Here is a 24,227-nt window from a genome sequence, read left to right as displayed (position 1 = left end):
TATGCGACATAACGCGATTTTAATTAATGAGTTAATACGCATAACTAGATAGGATCACCAATCGTAGTGCAATAGGAAAATTAATTAGGACGGAACATGAATTCAGCATCTGAAAATGATTTAATAGTCTCGACATTTTATGATTCTTTTGGCGACTCACTGGTTGATTCCAGCAACTTTTCTAATGACATTGAATCTTATCTTGTTTTAGAAGATAAAATGGTCAATTCAATTCTGGGCAATGGAAACTACAGCTGCCTGGTTGAGGTGGGATGCATGGAAGGCCGGTCAATATATTTGGCCGAGTCACACCAGATAAGTTATTGTGGGATTGATATTGTTAAGCGGTATATTGAAAAGGCAAATATTGCAATTCGTGAAAGCAAAATTGAAAAACATGGTCACGCTAAGCTACTCTCAGCATATGATTTAAATTTTGATACCGTCCCTGAATTACTCAATAAGTCTTGTCTGGTTTACTTTCCGTTTAATTGTTTCGGTAATATTCCTGATTTTAAAAGAATAAAAAACGTTATCTGCAATTTAAATGCGGATATCTTTATTTCTACTTATCAAACTAACGCTTGTGCGCACAGAGCACGATCTGATTACTACAAAAAAAGTGGTTACTCAGAGATACAATGTAATTTTACTGATGAAGGCGTTCGATTCTCATCTAAAGAGAACCTAAATACGATCGCATATGAACTTAATTTTTTGTTAGAGTCTTTAAATGTTAATTCTCGTAAAGTCACAATTTACGACGAAGGGAAAATATTTCGTGGTATTTACATTCAAGCGCCCTCATCCATTACACCCGATTTTAAGGTGTAAGTGTTATGAATAATAAACTAAAGCATTTATGCATTATCTTTGCCATGCGAGATGAAGCGATGCCTACTATCCAAAGACTCAAATTAATAAGAGCTACACCTCTATGGGACAACAATCTGCCATTAATTCTTTATCGTGGTAAATATAATAATTTATCAATTTCTTGCATAATAATTGGAGTGGATGCTGCTTACAATGTTGATCTTATTGGTCCAGTTCCTGCCACTTTAGCAGCAACCATGGCTTGTGCGCACCTTGTACCTGATCTGTTGATCTCTTGCGGTACGGCAGGGTTACTTTCAGATGATTCTACCGAGATTGGAAAAACCTACATTAGCAATGAGCATTGCTTTTTCCATGATAGAAGGGTTCCGCTTCCGGGGTTTAATGAGTCAGCGCTTGGTGGCTATCCCGTTATTGACACTACAGCGCTCGCCGTTGCTATAGGAGCGACGCAAGGAATAGTATCGTCTGGTAGCTCGCTAGCTTTGACCATAAGCGACCTAGACGCCATGAGAGAGTGCAATTCTATAGTCAAGGATATGGAGTGCGCAGCTATAGCTTGGATCTGTTTTTTAACACATACGCCATTTTTTGCAATAAAAACAATTACGAATGTTCTATTGAGCCAAGTTACTTCAGAGCATCAATTTGTCAACAACTTCGACATGGCAGTTTCAAATCTTTCAGATTCAATTATTAAATCTATTGATTTAATTTCAAATAGTGAATTTATATTGGATTCCTTCAGCTCCCTAGAGAGAAAATGTAATGAAAATCAGTAAAGCAAAGATATTGTTAGTGGATAGTTATTCACTTGGCGCTGGGTTTTCGAGCGTATTAAATGGTCTTGGCTATGAGTGTTTACATGTTCGCAGCTCAAAAAATCTCCCTGAAAAACTTCAAAATTCTTTCATTGAAACTAATTTTTCTAAGTGTTTTTGTGTGGACGCTCAGGGAATTAATAACATCTTAAATTCATTAGAAAAAGAGAATATACAACTTGTTATGGCGGGTTCAGAACCGGGAGTGGAGACAGCGGATATTATTGCAGATTACTTGGGCATTTCTTATAACAATTTCTCCCTTTCAGCTGCTCGAAGAAATAAATATCTAATGCACGAGTCCTTAAAAAAAGCAAATATTCCATCAATGAACCATTTTTGCAGCTCCAGTTTAATTGAACTACAAAAATGGATTGGGACAAATATTAGTGGAAAGTGTGTATTAAAACCTTGCTCGGGCGGTGGTGGTCAAAATGTTTTTATATGTGAGAGCGAAAAAGAAGTTGAAAATGCATATAAGCAAATTATTGGTACAGGAAATTTGTTTAACCAACCAAATCATGAGGTTCTTGCCCAAGGGTTCTTGTCTGGTCAAGAATATATCGTTAATTCAGTTTCAAGAAATGGTAAACCATATTTTACTGATATTTGGGAAATAAATAAGGGTTTTTTTGAGCAACATGCGGTCTGTTCTTATGCGGACTCAGTGAACGTAGATTCCGACGTTTGGAAAATACTAACTTCGTATGCAGAATCAGCATTGCATGCGCTAGGCATTAAATTTGGCCCAGCACACTGCGAGATCATGATGACAACTAGCGGGCCTATTTTAATAGAATGCGGAGCGAGATTTGAAGGTGCTGTTGATATGGCTGCAATAGCGAGCCATTATGAAACGAATCAGTTTCTTGCTACGATTGATGCATGCTTTTCTCCAGAAAAATTCGATGCATTATTAAGAAAACCTAGACATCCAAATCCAGAAATTATGCGGCACATATATTTGATGTCTCACTCTGACGGGCTATTGCGCAGAAATCCTGATTTTCAAGAAATTGCTCAAATTCAAAGTTTTTTCTCACTTACATCTTCTCTTTGCGCAGGCATGAAATTGGAGAAAACAATTGATCTTTTTAAAAGTCCTGGCTTTGCTTATTTACGTGGGCACCCTAAAAAAATGAAAGAGGATTATGAGTTATTTCGAGAACTGGAAAGCAGAATTTATAATTCAGCATTGATTTAATTTCTATAACTGAGTGGCAATATGGAAAATCAATTTTTATACATCCTAATAGGAATTGCGGCAACATTTCTCTTGGATTGTTTGGGGTTATTATTGCACTATACAATTAGAATTCCAAAAACTGAATGGCGGTTTATCGGCAGATGGTTTATAAAAATGCAGTATCTGCAATTTTTGCATAACCCGATTGGCAGCTCAGCGCCAGAACGATATGAGCTGTTCATGGGCTGGTTTATGCACTATCTAATTGGTGTGATCTTTTCTGTTTTTTATTTTAATTTCATGGCATATGTTGGGATTGAACCCAACCTTAACAATGCCACCATTTTTGGTGCCTCAACCCTTGTTTTTCCTTATCTTATTATGCAGCCTGCCTTGGGATATGGATTTTTCGCTAGGAAGCATAAGCGCCCAATATTAACGCCAATTATGAGTATTTTGGCACATCTTACTTTCGGTCAATTTTTATATGTTGTTTATGTAATTGGAAGTTCGTGGATAGTATATTAATCGCGCTGGTAAATCGGCTTTTAGTTTATATGCTTACCAATACATGTAGGAGCTTCACTTAAAGATTAAAGTGAGTCGTAATAGGTCGAAGTCGTCTGCCCAGTGCAGGGAACGCTTATCCGCCATTCTAATTCCCCAAGCTATAATCACAGAGCAGCGGTTCTCTAGCAATTTTTTTGATGTTTAACTGACAGAATTGTTTTCAACCCAATTGATTAATTGCTCTGTGAGTTTGACATAGCTGTTCCAAAATGGTGAGCATCTAATGAGTTGGAGACTTGTCGTAAGTGGGGAAAATTTTTTACTCGGGCAAATTTAAACGATATTGGAGGGGATCTCTATATGAATAGTGAAATTCAAGATCATAGTTTTACATCTAAACAACTTTTTGATAACAAAGAAATCATGAGTTCTATATCCCATATTGCAGCTCAAATAAATAGCACGTTAAAGAATCAGAAAATTATAGTTATATGTGTTATGAAGGGAGCGCTAGTCTTTTGTGGTCATCTATTGCCGCTTCTCAAAGTAAACATTAATCTTGACTATGTTCACGCTTCTCGATATGGAGATTCAACTAAGGGGAGCAAACTGAATTGGATTTCTGAGTGTCATGAATCTCTCAACGGAAAATCCGTTCTTATTGTTGATGATATTTGCGATGAGGGTAAAACATTAAATGAAATAAAAAACTACTGCCTAGAACGAGGCGCAAATGAAGTGTACACAGCTGTTTTGATCAATAGAGCGATGCGCGAAAATAAAGAAATTACTCCAGATTTTGTCGGAATAAATTTGGATGATATGAGGTTCGTATTCGGTTTCGGCATTGACCGCGACGGGTACGGAAGGAATCTACCTAACTTGTATGCTACGCCGAACTAGAATGAAACAAACGTGGTTCAAGATAAGCGCACACATGCAGGAGCCAAAACTGCTGCCCACCAAAATGAAAAGTCGACAAATGTCGACCTTCTTTAATAGGCTGGTCGGAGCCGCCTGCGGGACTATGCTCCAAACCAAGCGGACGACCATCTTTCATTGTAGGCAAAGCCCCGAATTCGATAGTCAAAGAAAAAAGTCCGGCCTACTCTTTATCGGATGCCTCCGAATATCCTGCTCACTGGCTAGGGGGTTTTACAACCCGACATTGATGCCCCCTTTCGGGTTCCGGTCCGCACCAACGCGGCCAGTATACTAATTAATCAAATCTAAACCAACAATTGATATGGGCAGACTGGCGCGTGGCATACCCGAACGACGCCTTTCAATACCCATCGAAGATCAAGTGTCCTTAATACGCTTTCCATGTTAGACCGGAAAGCTGGGAGGCGTAGCTGAAACGGAAAAGCCCAGATTTACGCTGGGCTTTCAAGTCCTCAAGGGAAAGGGGGGAAGCAATAAGGCCTCTTGGGCAACAGATTTATGTTAGGTTTTTGCGACTAACCTGTCAATTACGAACCTTACTCAAAAAATGTCGAGGTGGGCCTATTAACCGACATAACCTCGGAAGTGATTCTGGATACCCTAAAGACATCTTTTTGGTGCCATTTTTATTAGGGATTCAATCCAGATAGGCATGGAGATAAGGTAGCGTTGATTGTCAGCCATCGCTTAGAAGATATGTATCCATACTCTTTAAGTTATTTCAATTAAGCCTTGTTCAAGGCGTGGTCAAGGCGTGGTCAAGGGGGGGGCGTCTTTAACCTTTGGTTAACGTTTGCATTTAATGGGTCGGGTCCTTTGATCTTGCCCAGCACGAGTGGACACCCCGTTAAGCGATAAACTGCAACGAGGTGAACCATGGCAAGAACCGCTACCCCGATGAAACAGAACCGTACCCGTCACTCCCAAGCCTTCAAGAATGAAGCGTTAGCGCTGGCCGAGCGAATTGGCGTTAGTAAAGCGGCCGAACAGCTTGGTCTTCATGCGTCTCAGCTCTATGGATGGCGCAGTAAGCAGCAGCAGACCCTGAGCAGCAGTGAGCGCGAACAGTCACTGGCCGACGAAAACGCCCGCCTCAAGCGGCTCCTGGCCGAGCAAGCCGAAGAACTGGCCATCGTAAAAAAGGCCGCGGCGTACTTTGCGAAGAGCCTCAAGTGAAGTACGCCTTCATGAGGACACATGCCCCAGCGTTTTCGGTGAAAGCCATGTGCCGTGTTCTGGGTGTCGCCCGCAGTGGTTTCTACGCCTGGTGCTCACGCGAGCCATCCACGCGCCACCAGCAACGGGCCGAGCTGGATCAGCGGGTCGCGCAAGCGTATAACGCCCGTAAGGGCCGCAGTGGCGCCCCGCGGCTGTGCCATGACCTGTGGGAAGCCGGGCTGCGCTGTAATCGCAAGACGGTTGCAGCCTCGATGCAGCGACAAGGCTTACGCGCCAAGGCGGCCAAGAAGTTCAAGGCCACAACTAACTCCCGACACTCGCTCCCGGTGGCAGAGAACCTGCTCAAGCAAGACTTCACAGCATCAGCACCCAATCAGAAATGGGTGGGCGACATCACCTACCTGCACACGGACGAGGGCTGGCTGTATCTCGCCGTAATCATTGATCTGTACTCGCGCATGGTGGTCGGCTGGGCCATGAGCGAACGCATGACGGCTGACCTGGCCTGCGATGCTCTGCACATGGCGCTGTGGCGGCGAAAGCAGCCAAAGGGAGTGATCGTACACAGCGACCGCGGCAGTCAGTACTGCTCAACGGCTTATCAGGGTCTAATCCGCGCTCATCAGCTGCGATGCAGTATGAGCGCGAAAGGCAACTGCTACGACAATGCGTGTGCAGAGAGCTTCTTCCACAGCCTGAAGGTCGAATGCATCCATGGCGAGCGCTTCATGAGCCGCGCCCAGATGCGTGAAACCGTGTTTGAATACATCGAAACCGACTATAACCGCCAGCGGCGACATAGCACGCTGGGGCACATCAGCCCGCAAGCCTACGAGGCCCGGATGAGTGCTTGAAACTGTGTCCACGGTTGCTGGGCAAGATCACTTTTTTTGATATACTCATTTGAAGGAGAGAATTTAGGCATTGTGCCTACAATGAAAAAATGGTGGCTCGTTTGCTTTGGGGCATAGTCCTACAGTCTGTTTCGGCCAGTCTGGTTAAAAGCCGATATTTTGAGGCTTTACGGTTGGAAAAGGTGAGTTTGAGGGAGGTACCGCAGTTCGGTTAGTAAATAGTGGGATGTCTGCATTAGATTAAATAGTATCGCCAATTATTTTAATGATTATTTTTGTTTAATAACGATCAATAAAATTAGTATCACTATTTATTTTAAAGCACAAAAGTAGTCAGCTATACAAATCAATAGCTTAGCTTTCTAAAAGTATCACTAATTATTTTACACCGACACATCTAGGTAAACAGCTCTTATTTTTATCTAGCGCTTAAAGGATTGGATGTTGGATGCGTGCGATACACCAGTTTCATTAACAGCAGTTACACGGTAAAAATATTCTTTACCCGCTTCAAATTTGCTACTGTCTGAAAAAAGGCTGTCGCTATCAGGATTAAATTTATTTTTCCCATCAGAAATATTTTTTCCAATGACTTTCCAGGGGCCTTTGGGATTTTCAGCCCTTTCGACAGTGTAATGCCTGCCTGTGGAAGAGCCCAGCCATTGGATATTTTTTTCCGAAAATATGGTACGCAATAATGGTGCTTCAGGAATAGGAAGTGGGCGCATAGCTTTTTCACCATCCATTCTCGCAATAGCGTGCCGCACCATATTCACCACAGTAATCTCTTCATTCGCATCTCCATCTGCAAAACCAGGTAGATGATAACTGTATGTTTTATTATTGGCAGGTTCGAGATGCCAGTAAAAACCACCGTTGTGCCTACGGCCTCTGCCGCCCCAAATAAATGCTCCAACTGCACTAGCGCCATTAATTTTGGTATCAACAGCAGCATTCATAATTTCTTCTAATTGCTGCGATGATAACAGACCAAACTCTCCTATCAAGTAAGCTTTCTTACCTTTAATAGCGGTTAAATCATCAGTGACCGTAGATGGGGATAAATTGCCTGCATTTTCATAATAATGATTGGAGATGATATCCACGTTGGGATCGTTTAAGGCAAACTCATTAATTTTTTTATAAGTGCCATCTACAACCAGGTGATTTTTATCCAGATTTTTGATATGTGCAGCCGTAATGCGAAGAAAATCTGCTGTTGTATCTTGCAGTTCATTACCAGTTTCCCAGGCCATGATTGCTTTTTCATCTCGATATTCTCTTCCTGTTATCGTATTTTTACGCGTCAATAACTGCTCAATAATATTCAAATAAGCCTTAAATGTTTTACTGTTTGTATTATAAAAATCTTCTGGTTTTTCGCCATAGAAAGCTGCTAATTGCTCACGTCCTCCCCACCAAGGCCAGTGGTCAACAATGGGGAGTATTAAACGTAATCCATATTTGTCACTTAAGGCAATCATTCGATCATAGTGTTCCATCGCTATAGGATTTAATCTGGGCATAGCATTTGGAGTAGCAGGTTTCATAATATGCGTTTGTCGGTTACAAGCATGATCAAACTCTTGCTCTATAGAAAGCACATAAACCCGCATAGCTTTGTGCCCTGTATGCACCAAAGATTTAATCCAGTTTTCTTGTTCATCTGCTGTCGGCCATTTAAAAAATTGCCCCCAGCCGCGCGGATCCAAATGACAAACACCCTTGCTGTCGTCTTCAATTCTATGGAGTTCTGGAAATTGAATTCCTGCAAAACGAAATAATTTTTTACCATCAAATAATTGATGGTCTTGTCGGGTAATGAAATTTTCATGCGCATGACAAGACATTCCTACTCCTAAACAAAGCAAAAAGAAAAATAGCTTCTTCATTTTTATTCCTGTGTTTTGTGGTTATGGATCAATTAACCCGAAATAGCTCAAATTTGCGAACCGAGTCATATATCTGATACGCCATTTTAACAATACCATATGTAACCGTATACATTTTATATGGTAAACGCCTAACTAACCCCATCCTTGTAATTCCACGGTAATAATGCCTCGATCTGTTCGAGGCTTGTCGCATTGGGTAATTCAGTGAAGATTGTTTTTAAATACCCATAAGGCTCCAGCCCATTGGCCTTGGCGGTTTCAATCACACTGTATAAATTTGCACTCGCCGTGGCCCCTTTGGGACTTGTGGAGAATAGCCAGTTTTTTCGCCCAATCACAAACGGGCGGATTGCATTCTCCGCTGCATTGTTATCAATCGGATAATCCCCCGATTCCACATAGCGAACCAGCTTCGGCCATTGTTCATGCAAATAATGCAATGCCTTTCCAATCAACGATTGTGGCGGTGAATGTGCCAAGCCTTTATCCAACCAGACTTTTATTTTTTGTAACACCGGCAGCGATTGTGTTTGTCTCAGTTGATATTTTTCTTCCGGCGTTTTGTCCTTAATCGCCTTTTCTATTCCATAGAGCTGCTGGATAAACGCAATCGCTTGATCTGCTTTACCGGTTTTTCCCTTCGCCTGGATTTTTTGTGCCTCGATAAACTTGCGACGCGCATGTGCCCAACAGGCTAAATGGGTAATACCCTTTTTTTCACAAGGTGCGTTGTAAGCTGCATAGCCATCGGTCATGAGTGCGCCATTAAAATCACGTAGCAATTCCGTGATTACTTTTCCACTGCGTGTCGGTTCGTAGCGATAAAGCACTGCTGCACACGTGGGTTGCGTACTGCGCAATACCCACATAAAACTCTGTGTTTCAGCCGCACGACCGGTTTCATTCAACACCTGCACACGCGTTTCATCCGCATGAAGAATCGTTTGTTCCAACATTCTTTCGTGCAGCAAGTTAATTAATGGCTGCACCAGGTTTCCACAACGGATCATCCAGTTGGCGAGTGTAGTGCGATCCATCTCCACACCAATACGTTTGAAAATGTCCGTCTGGCGATACAGCGGCATGGCATCTACATATTTTTGCGTGGCAATATGGGCCAACAGCCCGGGTGAGGCGATACTTTTTTCAATCGGTTGTGCGGGTTTCTTTGCGGTCACAAGATAGTTTTCGCAACAGGGGCAGGCGTATTTCAATCGTTTGTGATGTAACACCCGAACACTGGCGGGGATAATGTCTAATTGTTCGTGGGATTCAAAACCGATGGGTTTTAATAACGATCCATCGTGCGGACAGCATTTTTGATCCTCAGGCAGATCGTGGGTAATCTCGATACGATGTAGCTCTTTGGGAATGGATGCACGTTTCTTCTTGCGTTTATGCTCCGCTACAACAACCGTGTCATCGGCAAAGGCATCCACTTGTTCAGGGGCTTCGGCTTCCGCGGTATCCTCCGCTTCGGTAAAGACCAGCTCCGCTTGAAGCACTTCCTGCTTTTCACTGGAACTGCCAAATTGTTTTTGCTGAAGCGAGAGGATGTATTCCTCAAGGAGGCGAATGCGCTTTTCTTTGGCGTGAAGGGATTGTTCTTTTTCTTGAAGGGATCTCTCATGCAATGAAATAATGTCGTCTTTATTCGCAACTATTTTTTGCAGTTCGATATTTTCTTGCACAAGGTCAGAAATATTTTTCATGGGTATATTTTATAAAACCCATGCACAGGTTGATAGCATTAACTGACAGAAAAGAAATATTTTTCAGTATGCGGTTGTAGCTTTTCGATATCCAATCCACGTAATAACCAATCGAACTGTTCATTGGTGAGGGATAACACGTCATCGCCCCGGCGTGGCCATTTGAATTTGTCTTTTTCCAGCCGCTTGTACCACAGACAAAACCCGGTTTTATCCCAGTAGAGGATTTTTATTTTATTGCGGGTGCGATTGCCAAACACAAACACGGATCGGGAAAATACCTCCAGTGCCATGGACTCCTGCACCAAGACACTCAACCCATTAATGGATTTGCGAAAATCCACCGGTTGCCGGTGTACGTATACCGGCACATCATCCCACTGGATCATGCCAACGCCCTGAGCAATTGGGCCAGCCACTGAGGTGGCGGTAGTGTGCCAAATTCAAGCTGGCCTACATGATGGCGAATGGTCAGTGATGCAGCCTTCACACCAGAAGCTTCGTGCGGTATTTTGGGCTTTACTTTTACACGAACAAAACCGGCTTCCTCTTTACTGGCCATCTTTGCCAATTGTTTGCGGCGCAAGCTGAAGTATTTGGGGCACAGCTCGTTCTGCTTACAAAAAACGGCTGCTGATACACCGCTGGCGTCGTGCTGCGCAAACAGTGCTCGCCATTGTTCTTCGTTACGTTTTTTCATAAGGCCTCCTGGTGAATTTAGGAAAAGTACCTTAGTAAAAAAACAATTAACTCGATAGATGGGGTTAGTTAGGCGCTTACGGTAATTATAGACGCAATACCGTAACTATCTGCATGCATACAAGCGAGGTACAGTATTATTGCGCGTACCGATGGTTCTAATTACTTCGATAAACTCACTGACAATAGTTTTAGTATTGCCGCCACAATCAACATAATCCGCTGTTTAAAAAACAATCCCTGTAATCCTTTGTAATATTTCCAGGTGGAATACTCGGGGTGGGGTGCTTTACTGTTAACTTGGCCTAGGGATGATGCCGGGTTAATACAGCGATTGCGCATCTTGGCTGCGCTTTTCTATGGATCATCACTTATCCAATACATGTCGATGTACAAGGAATTTTTATATGTCAGCGTTTACATTTTCCACTCCTGCATTAATTCAGGATTTCAGCGACAACCCCTCCCTGCAGCAGCAACTCAACCAAAATTGGGATTTGGCAATTGATGCGTATACCCAGGCTGCCCTGGTTAGCAATCCCTGGACTGTGGATTACCAGGCTCCCTGCGATTGGTATGTGAATCCCAAACAGGCGGATATTACCGCAGCTAATCCGGTTGAACCTATTTTTTGGACGGCTTTTCCCAACCGCTTGAAAATTTATTTTTCGGCGGCTGAAAAAAGTCCTTATCAAATGGCGAATGCGCAGGTTTTTGCGCTGGCGGATTTTGGCAATGTTCCGCAATCGAAGGCGTTTCCCACAGGTTTGCCGTTTATTATTCCCAGCAAGCGCTGCCCTAATTTGAATTGGCAGCAGTCGATTGCTGAGTGGGTACAGTACGATCCTAAAGGGCCGCGCGGTTGGTTGGATGAATATTGTGAGTGGTCCGTGACGCGCAATGCCGATGGAAAAATTACCAAGATTGCGTTTACCTGCGAGAATCCGGAGTACTGGTTTACCCTGTGGCAGGTTTCACCGGAAAAAGTATTGGCGCTTTACCAGCAATTGGTGAGCCCGAATGTGGTGCTGGAGGATTTGCAATTGCCATCAGCCGATGGCAAGGGATTTGTTATCGATCCGACAACAGGGCGCCCTGCCTATAACCCCTTGAATAAATGGAATTCCGGTACGGTGGCGACAGAAACCTATGGCGGTGCTGTGCATCTCACCAGCCCACCGAACACCATCGGTGCGGAAATTATGTTGGCGGCACAGGCAACCCTGTTGCGCGATTTGCCGCCGGACCAGTACAACATGCAGCGTATGGTATGCGCCGGTGCCTATGGACGCGCTTATCGCAACAGTGATCCGCATATCGGTTTGCAGGCAAACCAGTTGGTGAAAAACCTGGGTGTGAAAATCACCTTAACCAACCCGGTGGGTTTGTATTTGCAGCGCCCGGATTTCAGCAGCTATAAGACACCCGATGGTAAGGATGCCGGCCAATTCTATAAGGTCATTCGCGGTCGCACCGCCCAACAGGCAGGTACGACTTACGACCAGATATTGCATGCGGAATTTTCAGTACCGGAAGAACTGGGTTATACCGTCAGTGATATTTTGATTGGCAACGCCGTGCCCGGCAGTTCCCAGGTGCCTGTGCCGATTCTCTATGCGGGTCAAATTGCAGAAACATTCCATGTATGCCTGGCGGGAACAGCGATTGCCCCCGCTACAGGTGAACCTTCGCAAGCATTTTTACCACCGGTGACTGATAAAACCGGTAATACCAACGGCCAGGTGAGCATGCTGTTGGCAAACCCGGTATTGCTGGCCATGCAGGCAGTGAACCCCTTTCCCCCGTTTGTGCAATTGCCGGTACAAATTGCCCAGGGTCAAACACTCACCAATATGGCTTTGCAGGTCAGTTACGCCAATGACAATTTCCAGGAGGCGCAAATTGCATTCTGGGATGCACAGGGCAATAGCGAGCCGGGCATCAGTGTGACAGTAACGGCCATAGAGACTGCTGATGGGACACCGGCGGGAAAAAGCGCCGGTGGTGATGGACTGTTTAATTACATTATCAGCATCAGTGTCGCGCCGGGGGTAAGTCCCGGCTTTAAAGGTGTGACGGTGCGCAACCCCGCATGTGATATGCCCTTGCCGTTGCCGGGTGTGTTGTTTGTGACTGCAAAAGGAAACTAATCCATGAAGCATACATTACTGATAGGGGTTACCACCGGTTTGCTGGTGGCTGCCTGCCAGCAACCGGTACAGGAGTCATCCGCAGCGGTTGACGCTCCCGCCGTGAGCACGGTGTCCAGCAGCAGTGCGCCAATCAGCTTTCCCTGCCTGAATAAACCGGCGGTTAATTACAACACACCGGGGGATACACCCATCACTTCGCAAGATGGTGTGAATTGTTTTGCCTGGCAAACGTTTATTGGCCTGAACTGGCCGGTCGATGCCAGCCATCCGGGTGAGCCGGATAAGACGGCGTCTGCGTCTGTGTTTGGTGAGCCGGGTTTGCACCAAACCTCGGTGTGGGAAACCTATGCCAATAGCAAGAGTGTATTTCGTGCAAACGCCCAACCACCCCTGCCCTGGGGACATACGCCCGATGTGCCATCCAGCTGTCAAAAAATATCCCAGACACTGGGCTTGCGCGTTATGCAGGCGAGCCGCATGCCGGGCAGTTTTAATATGAGTAAGGAGGCCTCGCAGGCATTTCCCGGCAACAATCCCAATTGGCTGGCGGATAAGAGTGGCAACCTGGTGTATTACGAAATCCTGATTGGCAAGGACGAGTACGATTACATCAATAATAATGGTTTGTATAACGCCAATACCCAGGCTGCCCATATCCAGCAGAACAAGAATATTGCCATGCCCCTGGGCCACGACAAGGTGCTGGGTGGGTTGGAGATTAAAGCGGCCTGGCTGAGCGTGAGCGATCCACAAAATCCCAAGTGGAAAAATTACAAGCTCAGTACCAGTGTGATTTACGATCCGGTTTCCAAGGATTGCCACGCGAGCACGATTGCGTTAGTGGGCATGCACATTATCCGCAAGACCGCATCGCAACCGCAGTGGATCTGGGCCACGTTTGAGCACAAGGACAATGCGCCGGATACTGCCAGTATTAAAAGTGATGGCACGGTGGATGGCGATTACACCTTCTATAGCAACAGCTGCACGGTCAAACCGGTGCCGGCGGGTTGCAAGGCCAAGGTTGAAAATGGCACATCGGTTACCCAAACCTCCTGCCACGTGAATGTATCGCCCGCGTATTATCTGGATACTAGCGGCAACTGTCCGGCCTATCCCATCCAGGTGAGCCGCGATTTTGCGATCAAGGATTCCACCGATAACCACGTGGCCTCGCTCAACCGCGCAGTACAACAACTGATTGCCAGCAGCAATGCCGATTCGGTGTATACCCATTACCAGCTGGTGAATGTGCTCTGGTCATCGGCGGCGGTGAATGACAATGCACCACCGGGCAATCCGCCGCTGACGCCCTTATCGATCAGCGGTGAAACGCCATCGCTCAATACCGTGCCGGTTGCCAATACCATGCTGGAAACCTACGCACAGGGTTTTAACTGTTTGTCCTGCCATGCCTATGCCAGTGTCGCGCGCGATGCCAGGGCACAGCTGGGCGGTAAGGCTTACGCAACGGATTACAGTTTTATTTTTAGTTTTGCGACGTCACCCGCTGCCAAATAGGCCATGACGGATTCCTGTAATACAACTACGGGAATCCGTTTTTTCTTTATCGCTGGTACAAAAGGAAAGACACCAATGACTGCAACAGAACAAACAGATAACCATATTGTGTACGCCAAGATCCACCCTGCAATTGGTATTGCCCGGGTAGGGAATTCCAAGAAAGAAGAAGGTTTTTATATCGGCCCGCAGGTGCCCGATCCCTATCCTCAGCCGCCGGGTTTTTATCGCGATTCCACCGGTGCACTTAAACGCGAAGTGGCGGAGTTCCGCCTCTATGGTTACAACGCCAGGGGGCAGGTGGTGCGTGAGCTGGTGATGGATAGTGCCACCCATATCGAATGGACAGTTGAGGTCGCCAATCACAAGGCCGGCTGGTACAACTTTGAACTGGCGCTGGATATTCCCGAAGCGGCGACGGCCACGCCATCAACAAGGCGCAATGCGAACGTCAAGGTCGAGCGCCAGCGCTTGTCCATCACCCCCGGTGCCAGGACTATTGCAACACCCGCTGCCCAGGGGCCCGACTACCATTTCAGCGGCGGGACATTTATGGATACCGAGGTACCCCTGGGTGAGCTGCGCACCGATGCCAAGGGGCGCCTGCGGGTATTTGGCGGCCTGGGTAAATCGGCCTCTATCGATAACAAGCCGCCGACCACCTTTGCTAACAATGATGGCTGGTACGATGACACCAGCGATGGTCCCGTCACCGCCCGGGTCATCCTGGATGGCCAGCCACTGGAGGTGGCTCCCGCGTGGATCGTGGTGGCACCGCCCAATTACGGGCCCCAGCAAAAGTCCGTGCGCACCATGTATGCCCTGATGACCGATCTGGCCATTACCGCGGGCCAGTTGCCAGCCCCTACCTGCCCGTCATTCCGCGATGATATCTACCCCATCCTCAAGGCCATGTGCGATTTGCAGTGGATGAATGCCGGATTTGCCGCCGGGTTCGGTTATGGCATGCCCCAGCATTTCCTGGCACCCGAGTATTTACACAAGCTGTCCATGGCCGGTGACACCTATGCCGAGTTGCGTCGGACGCTAGCCAATGCATTTCGCAACCCGGCTGCAGGGGATGTGTCCATGAAACCCTGGCCCTGGGTCTACGGTGATGCCATGGACATCCCCATGCCGGCGGTGACCAATGCGATGAATTACCTGACCAATACCCAACTGGCGCTGTTGGACTATTGGGCCAAGGGGCAGTTTGTCGCCGATTACGATCCCGCCTATGTGCCCCCCGGTTCACTCGATGAGGTTCCGCTGGAAGAGCAGCCCGCGAGCCTGGATAAGGCGGCGCTGGAGTTTTGCCTGGCCGATGCCTTCCACCCCGGTTGTGAAATGACCTGGCCCGTGCGCCATGCCACCATGTACATGGAGCCCTACCGCTGGCGCCATCGCCCGGCCGATGATCCGGAACCTGACTATGGCACCACCCTGACCCCGGCTGAGGCCCTGTCCTACAACGGTCCGCTCTACGCCCAGTTCCCCGGCGCTATCACCCGCTGGATGGCGGTGCCCTGGCAGACGGATACCGCCAGTTGCCGCTCCGGTTACGACGCGCAATACGATCCTTACCTGCCCACCTTCTGGCCGGCGCGGGTACCCAACCAGGTGCTGAGCGAGGAGAGTTATGCGCAGGTGATGGATACCTCGCTTGAGCGCAGCCAGCGCCTGGCCGCCTTTAACAAGCGCTCGGATTGGAACCGCACCCTGGGGCCCCACGACCAGCAACTGGCCAATATGATCCACCGCTTTCCCGAGATGGGAATTGTGGAGGTTCGGCCCGGCATCGAAAACGACCCGGATTTCCCGCCGCTCATGCAAGTGGAAGACCGGGGCGGCAAGGAGCAGGATGCGACCGAACAGGCCCTGGCGCGCAAAGCCCAGCGCGCGCTGTTCATGCAGCGCAAGCCCTGATATGCAAGCGCGTGAGTGGGATGTGATCATCCTGGGCGCCGGCCCGGCGGGGCTGGCCCTGGCTACCCGCCTGGCGCCAAAGCGGGTGTTACTGCTGGAGCGCCAGGCGCAGGCGGCCGATGGGTTGCGCATTGGCGAGTCGCTGCCGGGTGCGGCCGGGGTGCTATTGCAGCGCCTGGGGATATGGGAGGCGTTCCAGTCCGGAAACCACCTGGAGCGGGGCGCCACCATCGCCATCTGGGACCGGGATGAACCGGTCTGGCGCGATAGCCTGCGCGACCCTGCCGGCCCTGGCTGGCTGCTTGACCGGCGCGGATTTGAGCAGCTCCTGCTGTACGCCGCCCGTCGCTGCGGCGCCAGCATTGATTACGGCTGCGCGGATTTCCAGGTGGCGCGGCAATCCGCGTACTGGACGCTGGTGCCGGAAGGCAGCCAGGTTCGGCACCTGGCGCCGGTGATTGTCGATGCCAGTGGCCGCGCGGCATACCTGGCGCGCCGCCTGGGGTTGTCCCACAGCAAGCAGGATGCACAGTTGTGCCTGCACAGTTTCCTGCCGGGGCACGCAGCGGATGAAGACACAACGATGCGTATCCTGGCCGACCAGGATGGCTGGTGGTATTGCGTCAGGCTGGCCAATGGCTACCGCGTGCTGGCCTATCACCTGGATGCCAAACACCGCGGGCGGCAGGCCTTGCAGCAACCGGACACCTTTCTGGCGCGGGCGCGCCGACACCCGCTCCTGGCGGAGGTATTAACCCAGCGGAAAGCGGCCGATGTGCATGTGCGCCCGGCGGGAACGGCGGTGCTGGACCTCGCCAACCTGGATGCTGCCGGCCCGGGTTTCCTCGCTATCGGCGATGCAGCCATCACCTTCGACCCTATCTCATCCCAAGGCCTGTTCCACGCCCTGGCCTCGGCTGAAAGCGCGGCGGCGGCCATCCATGCCGGTTGCTGGTACCGTGCAGATGCCCTGGCGGCCTTCCAGCAAGAACTCCTCGCTGTGGCCTCCCACTACCTGGCCAAACGGCGCCTGACATACCGGGGGCCGGAGCGTTTTGCGCAAGCGCCATTCTGGGCGGCGCGACGGGGATAGCCGGTCTCGGGCCCTTGTCGTTGGCCCTGAGGTCACTTGAAGCGCTTACTTCAATTCATACCAAACACCGCGTCCGGATGGATACCGATTGCCTGTAATCGCCACGGCGCCTGATTTGACAAAGCCCAACCCCGCACGTAGATTGCGCGGCTTGATGTGTGGTGCCTGCTGCCAGAGCAATGACGAGTCTGTGCTGAGCAGGTTAAACGGGAAGTCCTTAATTGGCGCTGCCCCCGCAACGGTCAACAGACCCTGAGTCTGTGAGCCCGATACCGGCCCTGCATCTGTCATCGCGATGGAGCGGAGGGCTACCATCTGGCATAGATCTGCATTCATGGATCTGCTTTTTTGCATTCTGTGGGCGCCGCCTTGCTATTTCCTCCCTCGATCCCAAGCGTACATTCACTTAGGGGTTGAACCTTGAAACATGCCATTTTTACCGCGACGGCCCTGAGCCTCGCCTGCGCCCAGGTCGCGGCGCAAGACAAGCCTGCCAATCCATTAGTCCCCAGCCTGGAAACCGTGGTGGTGGTCAGTTCACGCCAGGAAACGCCGCTGCGTGAAGTGGCGACCTCGGTTGCTGTGCTGGAAGAAGCCCAAATCGAAAAACTCGGCTACACCGCCCTGGTTGATGCCCTGCGCACCCTGCCCTCGGTATCTGTCAGCAACTCCGGCGGTATGGGGAAAACCACCACCCTGCGCGTGCGCGGCGAAGCCGGTTATCGCACCCTGGTGCAAATTGATGGCGTGGATGTCAGCGATCCGACCGGCACCCAGTCGGGGGCGCAAATCCAGCATATTTTGAGCAGCGATGTCGGTCGCGTGGAATTGCTGCGCGGCCCGCAAGGGTTGATGTACGGGGCCGATGCCGGCGGTGTACTTAACATCAGCACGCGCCAGGCGGAACAGGGCAATAAAACCGTCCTCAGCGGCGAGGCCGGGCGTTACAACTCCCAGCGCGGGTCACTCAACACCAGCGGCGCCAGCGATAAGCTGGATTATTTTGTCTCGGTAGCGCGTGCCGAAACCGAAGGCTTTAACACCAGCAAGCAAGATACGCTGCTCAAGGATAATGACGGTTACGACAACACCACCCTGCACGCGCGCCTGGGGGCCAACCTGACCGAAAACCTGCGCGTAGAAGCAGTTGCGCGCAATACCGATGCCAGCGCGCAATATGATCGCTGCGGCTGGCCGGCAATAGACGATTGCACCAGCACCTTCGAGCAGGATGCCGGTCGCCTGTCCCTGAGCCATCGCCTGGGTCGCCTGGATAACAGCCTGGCCTATTCCAAATCCGACATCAGCCGCCAGAGCTTTGCTGCCGGTGTCAATGACTACGATACCGAGGGCAGCATTGAAAAACTGGAATGGCTGGGGCGCGCCTACTTGAGTGAAGCCCATACCCTGGCCTATGGCCTTGAGCGGCGCAGTGACAGTGTGCGCGAGATGGAGCGCGACCAGGATGCGGTGTACCTGGAATACCAGGGCCGCTATGCCGATCGCGTATTTTTTACCGCCGGCGGGCGCAGCGACGATAACGATGACTTTGGGCGCTACGATACCTACCGCACCAGTGCGGCCTATGTGCAGGCACTCGATGCCGGTGAGCTAAAGTTCAAAGCCACCTACGGTACCGGTTTCCGTGCACCCAGCTTGTTTGAGATCGACTACAACCAACAGCAAACGGCATCCTACGGGTATGTTTTGGCCCCCCTCACGCCAGAGGAAAGTGAAGGTGTGGACGTGGGGGTGGAATACTTCGGCAGCAACGGCCTGCATTTGGAGGCCGTATTGTTCAAGCAGACTATTGAGCGCGAAATTGCATACGATTCGGTGGGTTGGACAGGCTATATCCAGGGCGATGGCGAGAACCGTTCGGAGGGTATTGAGCTGATCGCCAATATGCCGTTGGCAGACCAGTGGATCATCAACCTCAATTACACCTACACAGATACCAAAACAGCGACAGGTTCAGCGCGCCCAAGGGTGCCCAGGCAACTGGCCAACCTGGGCTTTACCTACGCGGCGAGCGATGCCTTGCAACTGGCGGTTAACCTGCGCCATTCTGCGGACGCCAAGGAGACCACCGGCGCCGACCTGGATAATTACCAGGTACTGGATGCCAGCGTTAATTACCAGGTAACGCCCATGCTGGCGTTCTATCTGCGCGGTGAAAACCTCACCGATAAGGACTACGTGGAAATCGTCAACTACAACACTGCTGGTGCAGCGGCCTATGCCGGGGTGAAAATCACCTTTTAAGGCACAGGTTAACCTGCCGGCAGGCGCGCCCCATACCCGGGGCGCGCTTTATTTTTTTAAGGGTTTTTATGAGCGAGCAACTTCACGACAGCGAACAAGGCACAGATCCACAGGGTGACCACAAAGCCGAGCGCCACAAGAAAGCCATGCAAAAGCAAAAAGCCAAGGTGGATGCCAGCATTGCCGCTGCCAGTACTGAGCGCGGTGTGGCGGTGTTGCTGACCGGTAACGGCAAGGGCAAATCCAGCTCGGCCTTTGGCATGGTGCTGCGCGCCCTGGGTTATGGCCAGAAGGTAGGCGTGGTGCAATTTATCAAGGGCGCCCAGCTGTCCGGTGAAGAGCTGTACCTGAAAAACCAGTGTCCACAGGTTGAACTGCACCAGATGGGCACCGGCTTTACCTGGAATACCCAGGATCGCAGTGCCGACATCGCCGCCGCCGAAGCCACCTGGCAACACGCCAGCAGGATGCTCGCCGACCCCGGCTACGACCTGGTGGTGCTGGACGAACTCACCTATATGCTCGGCTACCAGTACCTCGATGAAGCGCGCGTGCTCCAGGCGATCGCCCAGCGACCATCGGAGCAGAGTGTGATTGTGACCGGCCGCGGTGGCGGCACTGCACTGCAGGAGCTGATGGATACCGTGTCGGAAGTCAAAGACCTCAAGCACGCCTTTAAGGCGGGCATCAAGGCGCGCCAGGGCGTCGACTACTAGGCATGGCGGGTTCAGCAACCAGCCGCCAGATTCCACAGGCCAGATGCCTGATGGTGCAGGGCACTACCTCCGATGCCGGTAAAAGTACCCTGGTGGCCGGTCTTGCGCGCCTGCTGTACCGGCGCGGCGCGTGCCTGGCGCCCTTCAAACCGCAAAACATGGCGCTCAACAGCGCTGTTACCTGCGATGGCGGCGAAATTGGCCGCGCCCAGGCATTGCAAGCCCAGGCCTGCGGCCTGCAACCCCATACCGATATGAACCCGGTATTGCTCAAACCGGCGTCTGATACCGGCGCCCAGGTGATTATCCAGGGCAAGGCCATCGGCACTATGCAGGCACTGGATTACCACCACTACAAAAACACGGCCCGGCAAGCGGTATTTGAATCCTTCGCGCGCCTGCAAGCGCACTACGGCTTTGTGCTGGTGGAGGGCGCCGGCAGCCCGGCGGAAATTAACCTGCGCGCCAACGACATCGCCAATATGGGCTTTGCCGAAGCTGCCGATTGCCCGGTGATATTGATTGCCGATATTGATCGCGGCGGTGTCTTTGCGCACCTGGTCGGCACCCTGGATTTATTAAGCGAGAGCGAGCAGGCGCGGGTTATCGGTTTTGTGATCAACCGCTTTCGCGGCGATATTGCCTTGTTGCAGCCGGGCCTGGACTGGCTGGAGGCACGCACCGGCAAACCGGTGCTGGGCGTGGTGCCCTATCTGCCCGATTTCCACCTGGATGCGGAGGATGCCATCAGCCGGCAACCACCGCCGGCACAGGCCGCGCTGAATATTGTGGTGCCGGTATTGCCGCGCATCAGCAACCACACCGATTTTGACGCCCTGCGTTTGCACCCGGCCGTTAACCTGCACTTTGTCTCCGTGCGCGAACCCCTGCCCCCCTGCGACCTGGTGATACTGCCCGGCAGTAAAAATGTGCGCGCTGACCTGGCCCTGTTAAAACAGCACGATTGGCACACCATGCTCGACCGCCACCTGCGCTATGGCGGCAAACTCATGGGTATCTGCGGCGGTCTGCAAATGCTCGGTGAGCGGGTGGAAGACCCCGAGGGCATAGAGGCCGAACCGGGCAGCGAAACGGGGTTTGGTTACCTGGCACTGCACACCCACCTCAAACCCCACAAACAACTGTACAACCGGCAGGGCCAGGTACACCTGGCCGAGCACAGCGCTGCGTTCAACGGCTACGAAATCCATTGCGGTATCTCCGCCGGGCCGGCGCTGGACAAGCCGCTGCTCCGGGTTGAGCGGGAATGCGGGTGGCATCCGGAAGGTGCGGTGAGTGCCGACGGGCAGATACTGGCCACTTATATGCACGGTATTTTTGACCATCCCCAGGCTTTGCAGCTGTTGCTGGAGTGGGCGGGACTGGCGGTACAGGATAACCAACCCTTCGACCTGGCGACCCGGCGCGAGCGCGAGCTGGAGCGCCTGGCCGATACCCTGGAGGCCCACCTGAAACCGGATTGGCTGGCACAGCTGTACGCCAGTGCGGGAGCCGCACCATGAATGCGCTGGCGCGCCGGATCGCGCGGCACTGGGCCTGGTGGCTGCTGTCGCTGTTACTGGGGCTGAGCTTTGTGCTGGCTGTTGCCCTGGGCTCCAGCGCTATCAGTACACGGGAGCTGGTGGCTGCACTGATGGGCCAGCCCCTGCCCGGTTACAAGGCGGAAATTATCCTCTCCCTGCGCCTGCCGCGCGCCCTGCTGGCGGCGGCCGTGGGGGCGGTGCTGGCCATGTGCGGTACCTGGTTGCAGGGCCTGTTTCGCAACCCGCTCGCCGACCCCTCACTGATCGGTGTCACCGCCGGCGCCTCGGTGGGCGCCAGCCTGGTTATTTTCCTCGGCAGTACCGGCGTCGGTATGCTGGCCGGTTTGTCGCTGGTTTCCCTGGGCGCCTTTACTGGTGGTCTGATCACGGTATGGCTGGTATATCGCGTGGCGACCTCGGTGTCCGGCACCTCGGTGGCGACCATGCTGTTGATGGGTATTGCCGCCTCGGCCCTGGCCGCCAGCTTTACCGGGCTGATGGAGTTTTTTGCCGATAACGAAGCACTGCGCCGCATGAGCCTGTGGCGCATGGGCGCCCTGGATGCGGCCGACTACCCCCGTGCCATCCTTATGCTGGTGATACTGGCGCTGTTGCTGGTGTCTATGCCGCGCTTCGCCCTGGCCCTGAATACCTTGCTGCTGGGGGAATCCCAGGCGCGCCACCTGGGTATAGATGTGGAGCGCTTGAAAACCCGCCTGATCCTGCTGGTCGCGGCCGGGGTGGGCTTGTCGGTGGCCCTGGCGGGCTCCATCGCCTTTGTCGGCCTGGTGGTGCCCCATATGCTGCGCCTGTGGGTGGGGCCGGATCATCGCCTGCTGCTGCCGCTCAGTGCCCTGGGCGGCGCCAGCCTGCTGCTGCTGGCCGATACCCTGGCGCGGGTGGCAGTGGCCCCCACCGAACTGCCCGTGGGCCTGGTCACTGCGCTGGTGGGTGCACCTTTCTTTATCTACTTGCTATACCAGCGGCGCGGGGGGATGCAATGAGCCCGGTTCCGAACAGCCCTGCCGTGCTGCATGTCGACCAGCTCAGCCTGGCGGTCGATGGCCTGCTACTGCTGGATAACCTCAGCCTGAGCGTCGCGCCTGGCGAGATACTGTCGATTATCGGCCCCAACGGCGCGGGCAAATCCAGCCTGTTGCGCGCGATTGGCGGCGACCTGCCCATTAGCCGGGGTCAGGTACAGCTCTGCGGCCAGCCAATCGGCGCCCTGGCACCCCTGGCGCGGGCGCGCCAGATGGCGATACTGGCCCAGCGCAATCACCTGGAGTTTGCCTTTACCGGCCTGGAGGTGGTGGCCATGAGCCGCACCCCCCATGCCACGGGTGCGCACCTGGATGAGGAGATTTGCCACGCGGCCATGGCCGCGCTGGATGTGGGCCACCTGGCCGGGCGGCTCTACCCCCTGCTATCCGGCGGTGAGCAGCAGCGCATCCACCTGGCGCGGGTGCTGGCGCAAATCTGGCGCGCCGAAGACGCCGGCCAGCGCCTGCTGTTATTGGATGAGCCGGTCACCAGCCTGGATATAGGCCACCAGTGGCAGTGCATGCAGGCGGTGCGCGACCTGGCCGGTACCGGAGTGGCTGTCTTGATGACTTTGCACGATATGACCCTGGCGGGTGCCTTCAGCGACCGGTTGATCGCCTTGAGCGGCGGCCGCTGCTGCGCCCAGGGCACGCCCGAACAGGTGCTCACCGCCGCGGTAATCAACCCCCTGTTCGCCACCCGCGTCTGTGTGGTGTCGCACCCGGTAACGGGCAAACCGGTGGTGATCAATGAATAATCCCTCACCTATTCAACGCCCGGAAACGATGCTATGGAATTGATATTGGGCGGTGCCCGCAGCGGCAAAAGCCGGCTGGCGCAAACGCGCGCCGAACACTGGCAAGCGCAGGGGGGTGGACAATTGGTGTACCTGGCCACCGCCACGGCCGGTGATGCCGAAATGCAGGCGCGTATTGCCCGGCACCAGGCTGACCGCCAGGGCCAATGGTGCACCCTGGAAGAGCCCCTGTACCTGGCCGAAGCACTGTCCCGTAGCCGGGACACCGACATAGTGCTGGTCGATTGCCTGACCCTGTGGATCAGCAATTGCCTGCACGCCGGTTGCTGGCCGCAGGAGCGCGCGCACCTGCTGGCGCAAATCGATCGCCAGTTGGCCGCCGGGCGCCCGCCGCGCTGGTTATTTGTCAGTAACGAAGTGGGTTCAGGGGTGATTCCCCTGGGCCGGCTCAGTCGGGAATTTGTGGATGCCAGCGGCTGGTTGCACCAGGCCCTGGCCCAGCGCTGTGCACAGGTCAGCCTGGTGGTCGCCGGTTTGCCGCTGAGTTTGAAAAGCAGCCATGAGTAAGTA

The 24,227-nt window shown here is 52.1% G+C and carries 20 protein-coding genes and 1 riboswitch; of the genes, 16 read left to right on the top strand and 4 right to left on the bottom strand.

Annotation, left to right across the window (positions count from 1 at the left end; all coding sequences use genetic code 11):
- Positions 1-96 precede the first annotated feature (96 nt).
- From CJA_RS18275 to CJA_RS18240, 6 genes are all read left to right on the top strand, one after another.
- Entirely contained in the window at positions 97-834 is a 738-nt protein-coding gene (locus tag CJA_RS18275; RefSeq protein WP_012489356.1) for a hypothetical protein, read from the top strand.
- A gap of 5 nt (positions 835-839) precedes the next feature.
- The gene (locus tag CJA_RS18270; RefSeq protein WP_012489355.1) at positions 840-1,619 is read left to right on the top strand and encodes a phosphorylase family protein; all 780 of its coding nucleotides are present in this window, start codon (positions 840-842) and stop codon (positions 1,617-1,619) included.
- The gene (locus CJA_RS18265; RefSeq protein WP_012489354.1) at positions 1,606-2,862 is read left to right on the top strand and encodes an ATP-grasp domain-containing protein; all 1,257 of its coding nucleotides are present in this window, start codon (positions 1,606-1,608) and stop codon (positions 2,860-2,862) included. Before CJA_RS18270 ends, CJA_RS18265 begins: the two co-directional genes overlap by 14 nt.
- Positions 2,863-2,883: 21 nt before the next feature.
- On the top strand, positions 2,884-3,372 hold the full coding sequence (locus CJA_RS18260) for a DUF2938 family protein (protein WP_012489353.1): 489 nt from the start codon (positions 2,884-2,886) through the stop codon (positions 3,370-3,372).
- Between the two features lie 342 nt (positions 3,373-3,714).
- Complete coding sequence (locus CJA_RS18255; protein ID WP_012489352.1) at positions 3,715-4,257, top strand: hypoxanthine-guanine phosphoribosyltransferase; 543 nt, start codon at positions 3,715-3,717, stop codon at positions 4,255-4,257.
- Positions 4,258-5,175: 918 nt separating this feature from the next.
- A protein-coding gene (locus CJA_RS18240) for an IS3-like element ISPa20 family transposase (protein ID WP_085953148.1) occupies positions 5,176-6,332 on the top strand; the annotation gives its coding sequence in 2 pieces (ribosomal slippage) (positions 5,176-5,434 and positions 5,434-6,332; 1,158 coding nt in all).
- Positions 6,333-6,754: 422 nt separating this feature from the next.
- On the opposite strand, the gene CJA_RS18235 is transcribed toward CJA_RS18240, so the two are convergent.
- The 4 genes from CJA_RS18235 to tnpA all read right to left on the bottom strand — a co-directional run bounded on the left by CJA_RS18235 (position 6,755) and on the right by tnpA (position 10,639).
- The gene (locus tag CJA_RS18235) at positions 6,755-8,224 is read right to left on the bottom strand and encodes a glycoside hydrolase 5 family protein (protein WP_012489351.1); all 1,470 of its coding nucleotides are present in this window, start codon (positions 8,222-8,224) and stop codon (positions 6,755-6,757) included.
- 131 nt (positions 8,225-8,355) lie between these two features.
- Entirely contained in the window at positions 8,356-9,939 is a 1,584-nt protein-coding gene (gene tnpC, locus CJA_RS18230; RefSeq protein ID WP_012486949.1) for an IS66 family transposase, read from the bottom strand.
- 38 nt (positions 9,940-9,977) lie between these two features.
- Positions 9,978-10,328 (bottom strand): IS66 family insertion sequence element accessory protein TnpB, encoded by a 351-nt coding sequence (gene tnpB / locus CJA_RS18225; RefSeq protein WP_012486948.1) that lies wholly within the window; start codon positions 10,326-10,328, stop codon positions 9,978-9,980.
- Positions 10,325-10,639, bottom strand: a complete 315-nt coding sequence (gene tnpA / locus CJA_RS18890) for an IS66 family insertion sequence element accessory protein TnpA (RefSeq protein ID WP_012485813.1) — start codon at positions 10,637-10,639, stop codon at positions 10,325-10,327. Before tnpA ends, tnpB begins: the two co-directional genes overlap by 4 nt.
- A 406-nt stretch (positions 10,640-11,045) precedes the next feature.
- Here tnpA and CJA_RS18215 point away from each other — a divergent pair, with 406 nt between their 5' ends.
- The 10 genes from CJA_RS18215 to cobU all read left to right on the top strand — a co-directional run bounded on the left by CJA_RS18215 (position 11,046) and on the right by cobU (position 24,224).
- Positions 11,046-12,788 carry a hypothetical protein gene (locus tag CJA_RS18215; protein WP_012489350.1) on the top strand — a complete coding sequence of 581 codons (1,743 nt, stop codon included), beginning with the start codon at positions 11,046-11,048 and terminating at the stop codon, positions 12,786-12,788.
- 3 nt (positions 12,789-12,791) lie between these two features.
- A complete protein-coding gene (locus CJA_RS18210) occupies positions 12,792-14,312 on the top strand; it encodes a hypothetical protein (protein WP_012489349.1) in 1,521 nt (506 codons plus the stop codon).
- Between the two features lie 75 nt (positions 14,313-14,387).
- Positions 14,388-16,238: a LodA/GoxA family CTQ-dependent oxidase gene (locus CJA_RS18205; protein ID WP_012489348.1), complete on the top strand. Its 1,851-nt coding sequence runs from the start codon at positions 14,388-14,390 to the stop codon at positions 16,236-16,238.
- Between the two features lies 1 nt (position 16,239).
- Positions 16,240-17,331 (top strand): NAD(P)/FAD-dependent oxidoreductase, encoded by a 1,092-nt coding sequence (locus CJA_RS18200; RefSeq protein ID WP_012489347.1) that lies wholly within the window; start codon positions 16,240-16,242, stop codon positions 17,329-17,331.
- A gap of 142 nt (positions 17,332-17,473) precedes the next feature.
- A riboswitch (cobalamin riboswitch) is annotated at positions 17,474-17,626 on the top strand.
- 125 nt (positions 17,627-17,751) lie between these two features.
- Positions 17,752-19,596 carry a TonB-dependent receptor plug domain-containing protein gene (locus CJA_RS18190; RefSeq protein ID WP_012489345.1) on the top strand — a complete coding sequence of 615 codons (1,845 nt, stop codon included), beginning with the start codon at positions 17,752-17,754 and terminating at the stop codon, positions 19,594-19,596.
- Positions 19,597-19,664: 68 nt separating this feature from the next.
- Positions 19,665-20,312 (top strand): cob(I)yrinic acid a,c-diamide adenosyltransferase, encoded by a 648-nt coding sequence (gene cobO, locus CJA_RS18185; RefSeq protein WP_012489344.1) that lies wholly within the window; start codon positions 19,665-19,667, stop codon positions 20,310-20,312.
- A gap of 2 nt (positions 20,313-20,314) precedes the next feature.
- On the top strand, positions 20,315-21,835 hold the full coding sequence (locus tag CJA_RS18180) for a cobyric acid synthase (RefSeq protein WP_012489343.1): 1,521 nt from the start codon (positions 20,315-20,317) through the stop codon (positions 21,833-21,835).
- Positions 21,832-22,860: a FecCD family ABC transporter permease gene (locus CJA_RS18175; RefSeq protein WP_012489342.1), complete on the top strand. Its 1,029-nt coding sequence runs from the start codon at positions 21,832-21,834 to the stop codon at positions 22,858-22,860. The genes CJA_RS18180 and CJA_RS18175 overlap by 4 nt, the downstream gene beginning before the upstream one ends.
- The gene (locus CJA_RS18170; protein WP_012489341.1) at positions 22,857-23,657 is read left to right on the top strand and encodes a heme ABC transporter ATP-binding protein; all 801 of its coding nucleotides are present in this window, start codon (positions 22,857-22,859) and stop codon (positions 23,655-23,657) included. Before CJA_RS18175 ends, CJA_RS18170 begins: the two co-directional genes overlap by 4 nt.
- A gap of 33 nt (positions 23,658-23,690) precedes the next feature.
- Positions 23,691-24,224 (top strand): bifunctional adenosylcobinamide kinase/adenosylcobinamide-phosphate guanylyltransferase, encoded by a 534-nt coding sequence (gene cobU, locus CJA_RS18165; RefSeq protein ID WP_012489340.1) that lies wholly within the window; start codon positions 23,691-23,693, stop codon positions 24,222-24,224.
- Positions 24,225-24,227 lie beyond the last annotated feature (3 nt).

Origin of the sequence: Cellvibrio japonicus Ueda107 (genome assembly GCF_000019225.1) — a bacterium.
Classification (GTDB): Bacteria; Pseudomonadota; Gammaproteobacteria; order Pseudomonadales; family Cellvibrionaceae; genus Cellvibrio; species Cellvibrio japonicus.
The sequence above is the reverse complement of the archived record's forward strand: the minus strand, read 5'-3'. Positions and strand labels throughout refer to the sequence as shown.

Excerpts from the sequence above, each read along its gene's own strand:
- CJA_RS18275 (WP_012489356.1), top strand. The coding sequence starts at position 97 with ATGAATTCAGCATCTGAAAATGATTTAATAGTCTCGACATTTTATGAT.
- CJA_RS18270 (WP_012489355.1), top strand. The coding sequence starts at position 840 with ATGAATAATAAACTAAAGCATTTATGCATTATCTTTGCCATGCGAGAT.
- CJA_RS18265 (WP_012489354.1), top strand. The coding sequence starts at position 1,606 with ATGAAAATCAGTAAAGCAAAGATATTGTTAGTGGATAGTTATTCACTT.
- CJA_RS18260 (WP_012489353.1), top strand. The coding sequence starts at position 2,884 with ATGGAAAATCAATTTTTATACATCCTAATAGGAATTGCGGCAACATTT.
- CJA_RS18255 (WP_012489352.1), top strand. The coding sequence starts at position 3,715 with ATGAATAGTGAAATTCAAGATCATAGTTTTACATCTAAACAACTTTTT.
- CJA_RS18235 (WP_012489351.1), bottom strand. The coding sequence starts at position 8,224 with ATGAAGAAGCTATTTTTCTTTTTGCTTTGTTTAGGAGTAGGAATGTCT.
- tnpC (WP_012486949.1), bottom strand. The coding sequence starts at position 9,939 with ATGAAAAATATTTCTGACCTTGTGCAAGAAAATATCGAACTGCAAAAA.
- tnpB (WP_012486948.1), bottom strand. The coding sequence starts at position 10,328 with ATGATCCAGTGGGATGATGTGCCGGTATACGTACACCGGCAACCGGTG.
- tnpA (WP_012485813.1), bottom strand. The coding sequence starts at position 10,639 with ATGAAAAAACGTAACGAAGAACAATGGCGAGCACTGTTTGCGCAGCAC.
- CJA_RS18215 (WP_012489350.1), top strand. The coding sequence starts at position 11,046 with ATGTCAGCGTTTACATTTTCCACTCCTGCATTAATTCAGGATTTCAGC.
- CJA_RS18210 (WP_012489349.1), top strand. The coding sequence starts at position 12,792 with ATGAAGCATACATTACTGATAGGGGTTACCACCGGTTTGCTGGTGGCT.
- CJA_RS18205 (WP_012489348.1), top strand. The coding sequence starts at position 14,388 with ATGACTGCAACAGAACAAACAGATAACCATATTGTGTACGCCAAGATC.
- CJA_RS18200 (WP_012489347.1), top strand. The coding sequence starts at position 16,240 with ATGCAAGCGCGTGAGTGGGATGTGATCATCCTGGGCGCCGGCCCGGCG.
- cobO (WP_012489344.1), top strand. The coding sequence starts at position 19,665 with ATGAGCGAGCAACTTCACGACAGCGAACAAGGCACAGATCCACAGGGT.
- CJA_RS18180 (WP_012489343.1), top strand. The coding sequence starts at position 20,315 with ATGGCGGGTTCAGCAACCAGCCGCCAGATTCCACAGGCCAGATGCCTG.
- CJA_RS18175 (WP_012489342.1), top strand. The coding sequence starts at position 21,832 with ATGAATGCGCTGGCGCGCCGGATCGCGCGGCACTGGGCCTGGTGGCTG.
- CJA_RS18170 (WP_012489341.1), top strand. The coding sequence starts at position 22,857 with ATGAGCCCGGTTCCGAACAGCCCTGCCGTGCTGCATGTCGACCAGCTC.
- cobU (WP_012489340.1), top strand. The coding sequence starts at position 23,691 with ATGGAATTGATATTGGGCGGTGCCCGCAGCGGCAAAAGCCGGCTGGCG.